The sequence below is a fragment of the Chryseobacterium tongliaonense genome (genome assembly GCF_041224435.1).
GTDB lineage: Bacteria > Bacteroidota > Bacteroidia > Flavobacteriales > Weeksellaceae > Chryseobacterium > Chryseobacterium tongliaoense.
Window position 1 is genome coordinate 247,758 of record NZ_JBGFFD010000004.1, and the last position, 15,919, is coordinate 263,676.

The following is a 15,919-nucleotide window of genomic DNA, read 5'->3' on the forward strand; positions in this document are numbered from 1 at the left end:
ATGCTAATTTAATGATCTGTTTTCTTTATACAAAATCATACCGCCATGGTATAAAATGTCGTTTTTAAATTCGCCGTCTGCCGTAAATCCTGTATCGTCTTTGTAATCGATATGATTTCCTGATACGGTGTAACTTCCCTGATAGGCGCTTTTTCGGCTGCCTCTTGCTTCATCATATTGGTTATCGGGCAATAATTCGTGACGGATATGGCCGTCTTTAGTCATCCACATTCCAATATATTCTTTTGTTTCTTCTATCGTTGTATTCATTTTGAGATGATCTATAATGATGTTGAAAGTGTGTGGTGTTTCCATTCTTCAGTATCTTTTTTAAGGATCTCGATTTTATTTTGAAGCATTTCATAGGCATCGGCTCCTAATAATAAATGTACCGGTGGATTTTGCTCTTTACTGACAGCGATTAATATTTCAGCAGCTTTTTCAGGGTCGTTGGGCTGGCTTCCATTGATGCTGTCAAGATGTGTTTTCTCAGACTGACGTGCCGTTTCATATTCCATGATCGGCTGTTTCGGCGTTTTCACAGAACCCTGAGTAAGAAAATCTGTACGGAAATATCCCGGATAAACAACGGTTACTTTTACTCCGAACTCCTTAGCTTCTTCTGCCAATGCTTCTGTAAATCCTGCTACTGCAAATTTAGTGGAGCAGTAAATTCCCCAGCCTGCAAAGTTTCCTAAAATACCTCCAATCGATGAAATATTAAATATATTCCCTGATTTCTGCTTACGCAAATACGGCATTACATTTCTGATGACATTTAGCGATCCAAATACATTGACATTAAAATTTTCTCTTAATTCTTCATCGGAAAGCTCTTCCAAAGTTCCTATCTGCGCATATCCGGCATTATTTACGATGACATCCAGTCTGCCAAAATGAGCAATGCTTTTTTCAACAGCCTGTTTTACACTGTTATTATCTGTTAAATCAACTTCCAGCGGCAAAAATGTTTCTGACGCATTTCCGATCCCGTTAATCAAAGATTCTGTATTGCGGCTTGTAGCCACCACTTTAAAACCTTCCTGTAATAGCTTTTTAATTAATGTAAGTCCCAAACCTTTTGAAGCTCCTGTGACCAACCATACTTTTTTTGTTTCCATTTTTTTAATTTTTAGTATTAAATTATGTTGCAAAGATGGTAAGGAAGAAAGTTTTCTATGTAACCAGATCCGTTGGTGATGTAATCAAATCGTGAATGGGACTTTAAAGTGTTAGATTTTTAAAGAGGTTAGGATATTATATAAGCTTCTATATCACCAGATTCTAACACTGATAATCTGCTCAATCTGCATAATCTGCGAGACTAAAAAAAAAACAAAATTTAATCTACAGATCATTATTTTTCAAAATTGTAGAAATTAATTCCGGCATCTTCATCTTTGGTCTTGCTTATTTTTGTGTTTAAAGGGTAAAAGAAAAACTCTCCGGCACCATTGATCTTAGCATCCAGAAGATGTCCTGCCAATGCCGTGTAGTCTTGTCTTCCTAAAGTAATATGTAAATGAAGCAGGGGTTTACCATCAATTTCAGATACATTTCCGGAAATATTGCTTACTTCCATCTGTTCATTGAAGGTTTTGTCAACATACTTTTTAGTAGAAGGCTGGAAGAAACGCAAGGTGGCTTCACTCACTGCTCCGATTCCGGTAACCTCGCCTGACTGAATGTGTTGGCTGACCACGAAATCAGTCAGGGATTCTATAATGCCGGATCCGTTTTTTAGGCTTACAACAAAGGTATTATCAACTTTTCTGGCGGTCCAGTTGTTGCCTTTGTAATTCTGTATTTCCATATTTGATTGGTGTAATTGATAATAATTGTCTTCAGCAGTTTAAACAGATTTGCTGCCTCAGATTTATTATTTTTTAAGATAATTGATAATTCCGATGACATCGTCTTCCCCGTAACCTTCATCGTGAGCTGCCTGATAGGTTTTTATCAAAGTTTCCGACAAAGGATAATCAGCCCCAGCATCTCTTGCCAGAAGAATATCTTTCAGCATCAGGTCTAATGCGAATGCCGGATCATAATTATCCTCAATCAGCAAAGGGGTTTTTACTTTTGTGGCACCGCTTCCGCTTGCACTTTCATTGATGATTTCCAACATGTCTTTCCGTTCTATTCCTAATTTACCGGCGAATAAAACCGTTTCAGCAAGCCCCTGATAAATTGTTGACAAAAAATAATTGACTGACAGCTTTGCGGCAATTCCTTTTCCGTTTTCTCCCAGATGCCTGATTATTTTTCCCAGTTTCTGTAAATAAGGTTCTGCCCGATGTACATCTTTTTCATCACCACCAACCATTATAATCAATGTTCCGTCGGCTGCCGGCTTTGTACTTCCTGCCACCGGTGCATCAATAAAGCCCGCTTCTTTTATTTTTACTGCACCGGCCATCTCATTGGTGGCATCCGGAGAAATGGTACTCATATCTATAAACAGCTTACCGCTGATATTCAAAGACAGGATTTCTTTATAGACTTCTTTCACAGCATGATCATTGGTAAGCATGGTAAATATGATATCACTGTTTTTTACCAGCTCTTCCACACTGCTGCGTACGATAGATTTGTCTTTAAAATCTTCTGCTTTTTCTGCCGTTCTGTTAAAAACCGAAAGTGTAAGCCCTGCTTTTTCTAAATTTTTTGCCATCGGATGCCCCATATTTCCTAATCCGATGAATCCTATTTTTTCTGTTTCCATTTGTTTTTTTATTAAGTGCTAAAGATTGTTAAACTATATGGCTTTAAAAGCACATGAATTTTATTTCCGTCCTTTTATCTCTTGTAAATTTAAAACATAAAATAAAAACAATCTGAACTTTTAGAAATTGATTTTTCTGTTTCTCGCGATCACAGATTTTAAAGTTCAGAATCCATTAATTACAAAAAAGTCCTGAACATCTAAATATTCAGGACTTATGAAGTACCTTACAGTTACTTTTTCTTACAGTTTTCAGGGGAATTTACAGGGTTGCACCTTGCGGTATCTCCTCCGGGCAGGGTTACATAATAATCGGTTCCGTAAGTATTTCCTTTTCTGAAAAAATCTGTCGATACCACTTGTGCACCACTTGAAAATGCCGCTTTTTCTCTTGTCCGGTCATTTACTTTGGCCTCATAAGTTTCTATATCAGACCGGGTTCTTACAAGATAGCCTTCTTTTACTACTTTCTGAATTTCACTTTGTCTTACAATTGCATTGTCATAAAGTATAAAAGCGGAGTAATCTTTTCCGGGAGCAGATTCTATGAACATCATTCTTCCTTTAAGTCCCGGATGTCCCGTTAAATAAGGGGATTCATTATTGCTGATTCCTGCACTGGATGGTAATAAAATGAATACAAATTTTCCTCTTGATTCATTTACTGTCGGCCAGTTGTTATGAAGTACAGCCTCATTCAGGGTATTATATTTACCTTTAACATCATCAGGTGTAATGATCTTATTCCTTCCCAATACTGAAACAACGTCCTGATCCAGCTCATCAAATGCTTTTTTATCAAACTTCAGAACTTCGGCAGCGTTAGGAAAAATAGGAAGCCCTGAATCTTTAGCCTCTATCTGTATGAAAATAGGAATATGATCCGGATTTTTATCAGACCAGTCTTTTAAAGCCTGCAATGCTTTTTTTAAAGTTGTATAATGGGTTCTGAAATCAATATCTGCCATATGCAATACCTTAAAGCCGGGCTTGTCTAAGTCTTCAGCAGAATAAGGGGCAAGATCGGTTACGCCCTGTTTTTTCAAAATTTCGTAAGAAGCAGGTTTATTAAATCGGTTTCCTGTAGGGTCATAGTAAACATCTATCTCAAGATTTCTCATACCTGCATTGAGCTGTTCATTAAAATCGGGATGATTATAATTCAGTGCTTCGGTAAAATCCAATCCGTTAGGATGATATTCTTTAAATTTAGCTTTTTCATCAGCAGACATGCTATCAAAAAATGAATCTTTGAATTTAGCCATAATCCCGGTTGCCAGATTAAGGACTCTTGGATCTACAGGCTTTGCATAGCTGTTGTGGGTTCCCAGAATCTGGATCTGATTAATTTTAAGATCTTTTGGATAGCCATTGAATTCTTTTTTGCTTTGTGCAATAGCCATAGCAGATAATAATCCGAATGTGGATATTATTATTTTTTTCATGTTGAAATATTTAGATTAAAAGTTTAATGAAACACCTACCTGTCCACGGAAACCTGTATAAGAGACGCTTTCTGTTCTTTCTTTTTCTCCGTGATAGAATCTGTTGGGTTCATTGAGTAAATTGTTGAGCTCTACAAACAGTCTTATTTTTTTTGAAAATGCATAAGAAGCCGTTGTATCCAATGTAAAGTTTTTATCAAACCACTGATAATGTTCAGGTCCGGCCAGAGAACGGATGGCATTGAGGTATTTTCCTTTATAGTTTCCGGCAAGTCTAATCATCAATTTATCGGTTTCATAAAAAACACTTGCATTGAAAATATGTTTTGCCTGTTTGGGCAGGGTAGTTTCAATTTTATTTACGGTTGTTCCGTTCTGATAGACCGGTATTTCTGTTTTTGAATCTACAAAGGTATAGTTTCCTTCAACCCCGAAATGCTGCAATAAACCGGGCAGTTCTGTAAAACGTTTGCTGAAATTGGCTTCCAATCCAAACAGCCATCCCTGTTCCAGGTTACTTGGTGAAGTTTTAAGATAAGTAAGGCCGTTTCTTTGTTCCGTAGTCTGGTCCTGGTAAATGATATTGCTGAGGCTTTTGTAGAAGCTTCCTACAGAGATGATCCCGAGATTGGAAAAGTATTTTTCAAACATCACGTCAAAACTGCTTGCATAGGTTGGTTTCAATCCGGCATTACCTTCTGTGATGGTTTGAAGTGCATCGTTGATCTGTAAACCCGGGTTCAGATCACTGAAATCGGGCCTTGCAAAAGATCGGGTATAGGATGCCCTGAAAATCGTATTTTCATCGAGATTATACTTCATATTGACCATCGGTAAAAAAGCATTGTACTTGTTTTCTTTTTCTACCGGCTCTGCACTTGTGGCATTTCCCTGTTGTACAACCCTGTTTCCTCTGAAATTGGTGACATTATATTCATTTCTCACTCCTCCGATGATGGTAAATTTATCCGTCAGCCTGAAATTCCCCATTACGTAAGCCGAATACACATTTTCTTTTCCCGAGTAGGAGGAAGCAAGGTTACTTGCCGTATTGGCTCCCTGAATGTTTAACATCGTATTACCGGCTATAAATTCCGGAGAATAAATCTGGTCGATCTGGCCATTTGTAATCTGGTTGATCAAAACATTATTGTAAGGATTGTCTAAGGGATTAAGAAACCCTCCGTTGTAAGGAAAACCTTCCGTCTGCAGCTGATTGAGATACACAAGAGGTGCTGCTCCGGGAATCCCCAACAGTTTTGAAGGCATCCATACATAAATGCTTGAAGCAAAGTCTTTATCTTTATTGATTAGTTTTCCTCCGGCTTTCAGATTGACCTTGTCATTAAGCTTATACTTAAAATTAAACTGGGCCCTGTAATCTCTTTCGCTGTTTTTATTCCTGCTGATAATAGTTTGATATAAATAAAGTTTAGAAGAGTCCAGCGCACTTAAGTTATGTGGCAAAACAATATCTGAAGCATCTCCGATACCGTCCGGAGAATCCATGGCCAGATATTTAAGCCCGTTACCTGAAAGATTTCCATAGGTCATATCCTGTCTGAAAAGCACAATAGGATAGCCTCTTTCATCTTTGCTTAAGTTTTTAGGAGAATTGAATTCGAAACTTGACCTTGAATTGACCAGGGACCAGTCTAATTTCAATTTATCTGATAATGTATGTTCACCACCCAAATCAAAAGAGTACAGATCAGTAATATAATCTGCATGTCTTGCCTGTAGCTGAACATTTTTAGTATTAAAGTTAAAATAAGATTCCCTTACAGATTGCCGATCTATATACTGGCTGTATAATCCCTTGAAATAAAGCTTATTATTTTTATTGATCTGGTAATCTAAAGCTCCATTAAAGCCTAATGTTCTTCTCCGGGCAACATAGTCTCTCAATTGTAACTGGTTGATTGCAAAGGATTTTACTTTATCCTGATTGTTGAAATCATACACCATCTGGAAATTATCAATGGCTGTTTCCCGGTCCCATATAACGGCAGAGGTGATAAATTTAAGCTTATCAGTTATTTTATTTCCATACACTACTGAAGCATTGTAGCTGGGAGACTGGGACTGGTTGACGTAGCCACCAGCAAGGTTTACAGAAAATGTTTCTTTGTTTACCGCTGTTTTGGTAATGAAATCTATGGATCCGCCAATAGCATCACCATCCATATCAGGAGTCAGGGTTTTAGATAATTTTACATACTGGATCAGTTCCGAAGGGAAAATATCCATCTGTAAGCCCCTGTTGGCAAAATCTCCGCTGGCACTCGGCATTCTGTTTCCATTAAGCGTAGATGAGCTCCACTGGATAGGTGTTCCCCTCACGGCAGCAAATCTTCCTTCTCCCATATCCCTTTCAATCGTTACGGCAGGCAGCCTTTGGATGGCTTCAGCAGCATTTCTGTCCGGCAGTTTTCCAATTGCATCTGAAGCCAATACATCTGAAATAGTTTCTGAATTCTTTTTAATATTCAGTGCCCTGGCCTGGGATGGTTTGTAAGCAGAAGTAATGGTAACCCCTTCAATACTTTTTACTTTTTCTCTGTTTTCTAAAACAATTACACCTACATCTGCAATTTTTGAATTTGCTGAGGGATGTATTTCGATCATCTTATCGGAATAGCCTTCATAAGTTACGATAATTGAAGTAGAACCTTCGGGAACGGTAATGCTGAAATTCCCCTGGTTATCTGTGAGAACAAAGATCTTGTTATCATTCGTTAAAACCTTAGCTTGCGGGAGTCTTCCCTGTGAATCTTCCACCTTTCCGCTTACCTGAATCTGGGCATAAGATTGTATAGAAGCAAAGAAAAGAGCAATGGCCAAAGTTGATGTCAGTTTTTTCATTTTTACAGGTACAGTTTGATTTGCTGCAAAACTATTCCGACTTTAATTTTGAAAAGTTCATTTGTATTGAGATGAACTTATTTCTACAAAATGAACTTGTAATTATTTGATTTAAAATAATTTCCCTTATTTTAATTATTTATTAACAGATAAACAGTAAATATTAAACAGGTGGTTCCAATTCTTTTTCTTCGAGTATTTTTTTTCTGTAATCGTTAGGATTTATTCCTGTTTCCTGTTTAAAATATTTATAGAAGGTGGCCTTAGATCTGAATCCGCATTGGTAATAAAGTTCACTGATCTGCAAATCCGGCTTTTGATTAATCTGTGCAATGAATTCTTCAATCCTGTACTTATTGATAAGATCATAAAAAGTTGTTTGAAGGCCTTCGGAAATGCATTGGGATAAATGGTTCTTAGAAACATGAATCATATTGGAAATATCTTCCATATTCAAATCTTCTTTGGTATAGATTTTTTTGTGTTTTAGCAGTTCTACTAATTGCCTGTTCGTATTATCAATATAATCTTTGCTGAGTATAGAAGTTTTGTATTTTATGTTTTTTTTCTGAACGGTTACGGTTTCCTGAACATCATTCACCACTATATTTTCATTTTTATGGTCTGTGCCGGGCAATTGCCTGTCTATTTGATTGAGCCTGATCAAAAGAGCAAACTGAATGAAAAAGGAAAAGGTATAGATAAGCCTTAAAAGCTCTTTGTCTGCTAATTTTCCGAATATGCAGACTGTATATATGATCACTGAAGCAAGAACAAAGCATAAGAATTTGATAAACAGCATCTGAAATGCATTATCCCTGTTTTTATGCCTGATCTGTACGACAAGTGCAGCAATGAGATAACCGCACCAGTATAAAGGATAAATTTTAAAGATCCATAAATAAAACCGGTGAAAACTCTGGGATTCCGTGCCTATAAAAAGAACTATAACATTACAGATGAATACCACAAAGAAAAGAAGAAAATGAAGATAATGCTTCCAGTTAATAGGATACTTTAATAAACACCTGCCGGCCAAAAATAAAAGCGGTCCCTTCAGAAGCCTGAAACTTGAAGGGTATGCGTCTATCAGTAAAGTACTTTTATTATCATAATTAAAAATAAAGTATTCCCAAAGAAGGTCTAAAGTTACCGTGACAATATAAAGTATTAAAAAGAGATTTTTCTTTGATTTTTCTTTTTTAATCAGAAAAAAGGAGAGAATAGCTTCTATAATGACGGCTAAAAAAGCCCCGGAAATTTCCATAATAAATTTATAAAATTTGGCAGAAAAGTAATCTTTTTTCGTAAAATTTTAATAGAACATTGAATTAAGATATTGTTAAATATATTTTGAAATGATTATCCGGAATTCGGGTAAAAGCTCATGAAAAAATATTCAATAACCCAACTTTCTGTTCCTGCAATTTTTTAAAACCGGAAAACTTACGGAAATTTGCAAAAAATAAATCAGGATAAAATGAAGATCATAGACCCGGAAAAATGGAACCGAAAAGAACATTTTGATTTTTTCTCCAATATGGCAAGTCCGTATTTCGGCTTTACGGCTGAGGTAGACTGTACTGAAGCTTATCGTACCGTAAAAGCAAAAGGCTATTCTTTTTTTGCCTATTATCTTCACAAATCCATGATTGCCATCAATTCTGTCGATGAATTAAAAACGCGGATCATCGATGACCAAATTGTCCTGTTTGACACCATTCATGCAGGAAGTACCATTGCAAGGGCAGACGGTACTTTTGGTTTTTCATACATTCCTTTTTCAGAAGATTTTGAAACTTTCAATGCTGAATTACAAAAAGAAATTGAAGCAGTACAAAATTCTACCGGCATCAGAATACATAATGATAGACTGGGAAAAGATCTCATAAGACACTCTGCAATTCCCTGGAATTCTTTCAGTGCTTTACTGCATCCTACCAATTTTGATAAAACAGAATCTGTTCCGAAAGTTACCTTCGGAAAATTCAGCATCCGGGACAGAAGGAAATATCTTCCTGTTTCTGTTGAAGCTCATCACGGTCTGGCAGACGGATTGCATATTGCGAGGTATTTTGAAGAGTTCCAGAAACAGCTTAATGCTATATAACTTTTATGATCCGGCAAAAACAGTTTGTTTCCGATTGATTTAATGAATTTCATCATTAATGATTAACAATTTGAAATAACCTCTAAATTTTACAATCTATCTTTAAATTTGAAGCAAAATTCCACTATGCAGATGAACTCTACCAACACCATTTCCCGAACGGTAATCTGGCTGATGGCCATTATTTCAGGACTTGTAGTAGCCAATAATTATTATAATCAGCCGTTACTGGCTCTTATTTCTGACGATTTACATATCTCTGAAAGTGCAGCAAGCAAAATTTCCGTTCTTACCCAGATAGGATATGCGCTGGGACTGCTGTTGATCGTTCCTTTGGGTGATAAATTTTTCCGGAAAAGGCTAATTCTTATCGACTTGTTTCTGGTTTTTGGTTCCTTATTATGGATGACCTTTGCCGATCAGTTGTGGATGTTATATGCAGCCAGTTTATTGATCGGAGCGACTTCGGTGATTCCTCAGCTGTTTGTTCCCATTGCAGCCGAACTCTCATCTGATAAGGAAAAATCTTCCAATATCGGACTGGTAATGTCCGGTTTATTGTTGGGAATCCTGTTGTCCCGTTTTATCGGTGGAATAGTTGGTGATATCTGGGGCTGGAGAGCCATGTTCGGCATTGCAGCAGGATTGATGGTTATTGTTTGGCTGGCCGTTTACAAAATGCTGCCCGAATTACAACCTAACTTTAAAGGAACTTATAAAGAGTTAATGCGTTCTGTCGCTCATTTAGCTAAAACACAGCCAATTTTACAGCTCGCTTCCTTCCGGGGAGCAATGGCTTTCGGATCAATGTGTGCTTTATTTACTACACTGGTTTTTCATATGGAGAAACCTCCGTTTAATGCTGGTTCTTCCGTAGCGGGAAGCTTCGGACTGGCCGGAGCTGTAGGTGCTCTGGCAGCAGCTAAAGTCGGAAAACTGCAGAAGTTTATGGATCTGAACCGGATCATTGTTTATTCACTGCTTATTGTATTGGGAAGCTGGGCATTCACTTATTTTGCGGGAGAAACCTATTGGGGATTGATTGTTGGGGTTATTCTTGTTGATTTAGGTGTACAGTCGAGCCATATTATGAATCAGACCAATTATTTTTTAATAAAATCCAATGCGGTCAACAGGCTGAATACCGTTTATATGGTTTCCTATTTTATAGGCGGATCATTGGGAACCTGGCTGGCTTCCGTTGCCTGGCAATATGCCCAATGGGATGGGGTTTGTTTTGTAGGAGCAAGTTTCGGTTTACTGGCCCTGATTGCCCATCTGTTATTCAGTCAAAAAGTGAACAGTACTTCTTCTTAATTATCCGGTTAAGGAATATTGTATTATATTTCGTTTGAAGGATCAGTTATCGGCATCAACTTCCTGAACTATACTTCGATGTTTGCTTCCCCATTTTTCAAGCTGTTTCCAGATTGGGATCAGCTCGCATGCAATTTCTGTTAATTCATAATCTACTCTTGGCGGTACCTGAGCATGTACGGTTCTTTTTACCAGACCTTCTTTTTCCATTTCCCTTAGCTGTAGCGTAAGCATTCTCTCCGTAATCCCGGAAATCCTGTCACGCAGCTCACTGAAACGTAATTTTCCGTCTTCAAGCTTACACAAGATTAATAATTTCCATCTTCCGCCAATTTTACAGACAGCATAGGTCAAATCACATTCCGTAAGATATTGTGCATTAATACTGTTCGTTGAATTTTCTTTCTTTTTACCCATTACTTACAAATTTGTTAGTACCATACAATTAGCTGTGTACGATGCAAATTTAAGGCTTAAAATTAATTTTGCACTGTAAAAAATAATCAACATGAAAAAAATAATCGGAGCCATCATGATAACAGGAATTATTTCATGCAAAAGTAGTAACAACCTTAACAAAACACCCATGCAATTAACACTCGAAATAAGTAAAATTCTAAGTCATTTGGAGAAAATAGAAGTGTTTGACGGACAGAATCCCTTAGATATAAGCCGTAAAAATTACGAAACAATGGCGCTTCAGTTAAGTGGCAGGAAAGAAAGTGTAGCCATGATCGAGGAATTTAATATCCCATCGGAAAATCATCAGATCGCCGCCAGATTGTACAGACCCGAGGGAAAAACCGGTTCAAAATCACCTGCTGTTGTTTACCTCCATGGAGGCTGGTTTATTTCAGGAAGCTATGAAACTCATGATGCAATCGTCCGGAAACTGGCTAATGCAACAGGTGCAGCTGTATTATTTGTAGATTATCGTCTTGCCCCGGAATATCCTTTCCCTGCAGGCCTTGATGATTGTGCAGCAGCTACAAAATGGCTTATAGATCACGCCGAATCTTTAGGAATTGATCTTCATCAGATAGGTGTGATAGGAGACAGTGCCGGAGCTGCTTTAGCTGTATCTGTAACCCAACAATTAAGAAATCAACTAAAATTCCAGGTTCTTATCTATCCGGCCACAGATCCTTCACTCAGCACAAAATCCTGGGATACTTATGCAAATGGCCCCGTATTGAATAAAGAATGGGGAAGGCAGGCCTGGAACTGGTACATTACAGAAAAGGATCGTGAAAATCCTTTAGCAGTGCCTGTCCTTATAAAAGATTTTAAAGAGGTTCCACCAACACTGATCTTATTGGCCGAACATGATCCTTTACATGATGAAGGTGAGCAGTTAGCCCTGAATATGAAAAACGCAGGAGTTTCTGTACAGACAAAAACATATAAAAATATGGTTCACGGGTTTATGCATATGGGCGGAGTGCTGCAGGAAACACAATCTGCAGTGGATGAAATAACTCTTTTCACAAATAACAATTTCAAAGCCATACAATAACAATGAAAAAATTTGCATACATAGGATGTTTAGGCTTTATAGCCGTAATCACCACTGAATTTGGAGTCATCGGAATTTTACCGCAAATGGCTGATCACTATAAAATAAGCATTGATAAAGCAGGATATTTACTCAGTGCTTTTGCTCTGATTATTGCTCTTACCGGACCTTTTATGACATTATTGACATCAGGATTTGACCGTAAAAAAATAATGTTTGCAGCCATTTCTATTTTTCTTATTACAGGAATTGTTTCATCTTTTTCACCTCCGTTCTGGTTGCTGATGCTGGTAAGAGTTTTACCTGCGTTCCTGCAGCCCGTCTATATTGCCACAGCGTTATCCGTAGCGGTTTCAGGAGCAGATAAAAAACACAGCAACCAATTGATGAGTATTGTATTTAGCGGTGTTGCCATTGCCATGGTGACCACAGTTCCGTTTGCGACGTGGGTGGCAAGTCTCTGGTCCTGGGAATATTCATTTATGATCCAGACTATCGTAAGCTTAGTCGCCTTGGTCATTATTTACTTTCTGTTACCAGCAATGCCTGTTAAAGAGAAAAAATCTTACGGAAGTCAGCTTAAAATACTCGTTCAACCCACTTTTATCATCAGTACCGCTATGAATTTTTTTATGATCACAGCCTGGTTTTCTACCTACAGCTATTTTGCAGATTATCTGAATAAAGCCAAAGGAATGGATGCTGCCATGGTAAGTTATATGCTTTTCCTGTTTGGGGTTATTGGGGTGTTTGCCAATTGGATAGCCGGAAAAATGCTCAGTAAAAATATCGTGCGTACAACGGCATTTTTCCTCTCAGGCACTATCATTATGCCCGTATTGCTTTATTTCTCTGACGGAAATTTAATGGCAACTATTTTTACTATCGGAATTTGGGGCTTTTTATATTCTCTCAGCTTTTTGAATGCATCCACTTATATGATTTCGTCAGTTCCCGATTCTTTGGAATTTGCCAATAGTCTGGCCACTTCATTCGGAAATTTAGGAGTAACTTTAGGAACAACGCTAGGAGGTTGGGTTATAGTTTCATATGGTGTTCAATACAATCCCTGGATTGGTTTTATCTTTGGATTGCTTGCCTTTCTAATGATGACATTAAGAAGCAGTATAGAACGAAAACAGAAGCTGACAATCTGCAGGGCTTAATAAAATGTAATACATTTCGTTACATTAAAAAACATCTGTAACTTTGCATTGATAATTAAAAATCAAAACAATGAAAATAGAAATTTGGTCGGATGTCATGTGTCCGTTTTGTTATATAGGAAAAAATAATTTTGAACAGGCCTTGGAAAAGCTCCCGTTTAAAGATCAGGTAGAAGTAGAGTGGAAGAGTTTTCAGCTGGATCCTACCTTAGATCCGTCGGAAACTAAAAATACCCTTACTTATTTCAGAGAGAAGAAAGGTTTTCTGGAAGCTCAGGCCAGTCAGATGATCAGCCAGGTAGCGCAGATGGGAAAAGGAGCAGGAATTGATTTTAATTTTGAAACCGCTTTAATTACCAATACTTTTCCGGCGCACAAGCTGCTTCACTTATCCAAAAAATATAATAAATCTTCAGAAATGGAAGAAGCATTATTTGATGCGCATTTTGTTGAAGGTAAAAATGTTGGGGATATTGAAACTTTAACTGCTCTTGCCGGGAAACTGGGAATCGATAAGGAAGAGGCCAGACTTGTATTAACATCTGATCAGTTCGATCAGGAAGTTAATCATGATATTTCCGAGGCTAAAAACAATGGGATCTCAGGAGTTCCGTTTTTTGTTCTGAATGGTAAATATGCCGTTTCAGGAGCTCAACCTGTAGAAGTTTTTGAAAATGCCCTTCAGCAAACATACAAGGAAACCGTTTCTCCCTTCAAAGATCTTTCCAATGGAGAAAACGCTTGTGACGCTGACAGTTGCAGCATATAAAAACACCAAAAGGTGGCTTCGAGAGCCTCAGCCACCTGTTTTATGCCCATTAAGAAATACCCAAATGATGACTAAAACTCACCAAACTGTCATTGCATTTAGAATCTTATTTTATAAATTAGCGTTACAGCAAATATAAACATCAAAGGTGGTTGAGGCTCTCGAAGCCACCTCTTATTTAACTCAGAAAATATGACCTCAATCATCATCAACAAAGCTTCTAATGAAGATCTTGAAACCTTACAAAGTATCGGAAAACAGACCTTTTCTGAAACCTTTTCAGCAGATAATTCGGAAGAAGCCATGAAAGAATACCTGGAAAAAAGCTTCAATACAGAGAAAATAAAAGCCGAATTAAACAACCCCGATTCTTTTTTCTTTATTGCCTGGGAAGAAGACAATCCGGTCGGTTATCTGAAGGTAAATTCAGGAAAAGCACAGACGGAATTGCAGGATGATGCATCTCTTGAAATTGAACGTATCTATGTAAAGAGCAGCCATCACGGGAAAAAAGTCGGACAACTCCTGTATGATCAGGCTTTGGAAACCGCTCAGAATTTAAATAAATCTTATCTCTGGCTGGGTGTATGGGAAGAAAACCTCAGAGCACTGAACTTTTACAGGAAAAATGGTTTCATTGAATTTGATAAGCACATTTTCAGATTAGGTACCGATGAACAGACCGACCTGATGATGAAAAAAACATTAGAATAATTCAATTAAAAATAATCAGACAAAATAAATCCTTTTTAAGCATAACGTTTAAAAAGGATTTATTATTTAAAATCAAATATCAGAGATCCGGATCTTTAAAGTTTCTTAAAGTTTTTACCCAGATGTTCTTCTATAACAAAAAACGGGTCTTCCGTAAGTGTATGTCCTCTCATCTCGATCAGGCTTACCTTACTCATCATCCGAAGCATGATCCTTCTTTCGCAGCTGTATTCCACACCGTCTATATTTCTTATCCCGGCCCGGAAAGCTGATCTTCCGTGAGCACATAAATGATTATTGACCAGGATCACATCTCCCGCCTGCGGAGTAAAATCTGAATACACAAGATGTTTTGCCTCTTCCCAGAACTTATTCAGAGCGTGATGCGCCAGATCAGTCTGCTTTATATTGGGATTGAATAACTGTTCAGCAGCATCAAAACGCATAAAAGGCAGTTCCTGATTACCATACAATACAGAATCCAAAGCAGCTTCCTCATCTTCTTCATTCTGCAGATTGGCATCTTTGGGGATTTTAAAGATAGGATTGAATAAAGCCCTGAATTCTTCTACCGATTCATGGGAACGGATGGAGTAGAGTGTAGAAGGAACCTGTTCTTCATTACGGATGTACATAAAGCTTAAAAAATCGGCCTGATTTTTAAGAAAAGCATCTTCCGTATGAACATATAAATCAGTTGCCGACCCCGATCCTGTTTGGGTTTCGCGCATTTTTTCATCCGGGATTATCGCATGGATCAGCCCTCCGCCTTTACGCTGTGAAAAATACTGTACAGGCTTGGAAGGTAAGGCACCATGCAACAATGCGCAAACAAATCCAAATAAATTGAATTTGGAATAATCAGCCGACTGCCAGTTGGGTGGCGTGCTTCCTATTTTATCCTGATCAATATCCATCATTCCCTTGAAAATAACAGCTCCGTATTGATCTTTGGAAAAGTCACTGGCAAAAGCAGCTGCCACACTGAGGATTCTTTCCGGTAAAAAATAAGATGCCAGTTGATGGACATGCGTTACAAATTCACGGTTTTCAAAGCTTCCATATTTTTTCTGAAGATGCTCTGCAGCCTCTTTAATCAGCTTACGTTCGGGAGCAGTGATTTCTATGGAGTAAGGAAGCAGTCTTTCTTCTGTAAGACTGTCACTTTCTAAAGTTTTTAAAGAATTCATGAAAAAAAATTTTGTGTTATGATAAAATTGTTATATTTGTTTTTAATTATTCTAAATAACAATAACGTTGTCAAATTTATGACTTCTTAATTAAAATCCAAG

15 protein-coding genes are annotated in these 15,919 nt (G+C 37.6%); 6 read left to right on the plus strand and 9 right to left on the minus strand.

Annotated elements, in window-relative coordinates; translation table 11 throughout:
* Positions 1 to 3: 3 nt before the first annotated feature.
* The 7 genes from AB8P06_RS11105 to AB8P06_RS11135 all read right to left on the minus strand — a co-directional run bounded on the left by AB8P06_RS11105 (position 4) and on the right by AB8P06_RS11135 (position 8,302).
* On the minus strand, positions 4 to 315 hold the full coding sequence (locus AB8P06_RS11105; RefSeq protein ID WP_369841557.1) for an Atu4866 domain-containing protein: 312 nt from the start codon (positions 313 to 315) through the stop codon (positions 4 to 6).
* Positions 282 to 1,121 carry an SDR family NAD(P)-dependent oxidoreductase gene (locus tag AB8P06_RS11110; RefSeq protein WP_369841559.1) on the minus strand — a complete coding sequence of 280 codons (840 nt, stop codon included), beginning with the start codon at positions 1,119 to 1,121 and terminating at the stop codon, positions 282 to 284. Before AB8P06_RS11110 ends, AB8P06_RS11105 begins: the two co-directional genes overlap by 34 nt.
* A 236-nt stretch (positions 1,122 to 1,357) precedes the next feature.
* Complete coding sequence (locus AB8P06_RS11115) at positions 1,358 to 1,813, minus strand: PPC domain-containing DNA-binding protein (protein ID WP_369841562.1); 456 nt, start codon at positions 1,811 to 1,813, stop codon at positions 1,358 to 1,360.
* A gap of 66 nt (positions 1,814 to 1,879) precedes the next feature.
* Positions 1,880 to 2,725, minus strand: a complete 846-nt coding sequence (locus tag AB8P06_RS11120; RefSeq protein WP_369841564.1) for an NAD(P)-dependent oxidoreductase — start codon at positions 2,723 to 2,725, stop codon at positions 1,880 to 1,882.
* 233 nt (positions 2,726 to 2,958) lie between these two features.
* Positions 2,959 to 4,170: a Ca2+-dependent phosphoinositide-specific phospholipase C gene (locus AB8P06_RS11125; RefSeq protein ID WP_369841566.1), complete on the minus strand. Its 1,212-nt coding sequence runs from the start codon at positions 4,168 to 4,170 to the stop codon at positions 2,959 to 2,961.
* 15 nt (positions 4,171 to 4,185) lie between these two features.
* A complete protein-coding gene (locus AB8P06_RS11130; protein WP_369841569.1) occupies positions 4,186 to 7,035 on the minus strand; it encodes a TonB-dependent receptor in 2,850 nt (949 codons plus the stop codon).
* A gap of 163 nt (positions 7,036 to 7,198) precedes the next feature.
* The gene (locus AB8P06_RS11135; RefSeq protein ID WP_369841572.1) at positions 7,199 to 8,302 is read right to left on the minus strand and encodes an AraC family transcriptional regulator; all 1,104 of its coding nucleotides are present in this window, start codon (positions 8,300 to 8,302) and stop codon (positions 7,199 to 7,201) included.
* Between the two features lie 213 nt (positions 8,303 to 8,515).
* Between AB8P06_RS11135 and AB8P06_RS11140 the strand changes: the two genes are divergently transcribed.
* Together AB8P06_RS11140 and AB8P06_RS11145 are read left to right on the plus strand one after the other, a co-directional pair.
* The gene (locus AB8P06_RS11140) at positions 8,516 to 9,145 is read left to right on the plus strand and encodes a CatA-like O-acetyltransferase (RefSeq protein WP_369841575.1); all 630 of its coding nucleotides are present in this window, start codon (positions 8,516 to 8,518) and stop codon (positions 9,143 to 9,145) included.
* Between the two features lie 132 nt (positions 9,146 to 9,277).
* Complete coding sequence (locus tag AB8P06_RS11145; protein ID WP_369841578.1) at positions 9,278 to 10,462, plus strand: MFS transporter; 1,185 nt, start codon at positions 9,278 to 9,280, stop codon at positions 10,460 to 10,462.
* 42 nt (positions 10,463 to 10,504) lie between these two features.
* Here AB8P06_RS11145 and AB8P06_RS11150 read toward each other — a convergent pair whose 3' ends face one another.
* Positions 10,505 to 10,879 (minus strand): winged helix-turn-helix transcriptional regulator, encoded by a 375-nt coding sequence (locus tag AB8P06_RS11150; protein ID WP_369841580.1) that lies wholly within the window; start codon positions 10,877 to 10,879, stop codon positions 10,505 to 10,507.
* 91 nt (positions 10,880 to 10,970) lie between these two features.
* Here AB8P06_RS11150 and AB8P06_RS11155 point away from each other — a divergent pair, with 91 nt between their 5' ends.
* The 4 genes from AB8P06_RS11155 to AB8P06_RS11170 all read left to right on the plus strand — a co-directional run bounded on the left by AB8P06_RS11155 (position 10,971) and on the right by AB8P06_RS11170 (position 14,627).
* Positions 10,971 to 11,978: an alpha/beta hydrolase gene (locus AB8P06_RS11155; RefSeq protein ID WP_369841583.1), complete on the plus strand. Its 1,008-nt coding sequence runs from the start codon at positions 10,971 to 10,973 to the stop codon at positions 11,976 to 11,978.
* A gap of 2 nt (positions 11,979 to 11,980) precedes the next feature.
* Positions 11,981 to 13,144 (plus strand): MFS transporter, encoded by a 1,164-nt coding sequence (locus AB8P06_RS11160; protein WP_369841586.1) that lies wholly within the window; start codon positions 11,981 to 11,983, stop codon positions 13,142 to 13,144.
* A 70-nt stretch (positions 13,145 to 13,214) separates the two neighbouring features.
* The gene (locus AB8P06_RS11165) at positions 13,215 to 13,913 is read left to right on the plus strand and encodes a DsbA family oxidoreductase (RefSeq protein ID WP_369841589.1); all 699 of its coding nucleotides are present in this window, start codon (positions 13,215 to 13,217) and stop codon (positions 13,911 to 13,913) included.
* Between the two features lie 192 nt (positions 13,914 to 14,105).
* Positions 14,106 to 14,627: a GNAT family N-acetyltransferase gene (locus tag AB8P06_RS11170; RefSeq protein WP_369841591.1), complete on the plus strand. Its 522-nt coding sequence runs from the start codon at positions 14,106 to 14,108 to the stop codon at positions 14,625 to 14,627.
* Between the two features lie 95 nt (positions 14,628 to 14,722).
* Here the strand turns inward: AB8P06_RS11170 and AB8P06_RS11175 are convergent, their stop codons facing one another.
* Complete coding sequence (locus AB8P06_RS11175) at positions 14,723 to 15,817, minus strand: Fe(II)-2OG oxygenase family protein (RefSeq protein ID WP_369841594.1); 1,095 nt, start codon at positions 15,815 to 15,817, stop codon at positions 14,723 to 14,725.
* Between the last annotated feature and the right edge of the window lie 102 nt (positions 15,818 to 15,919).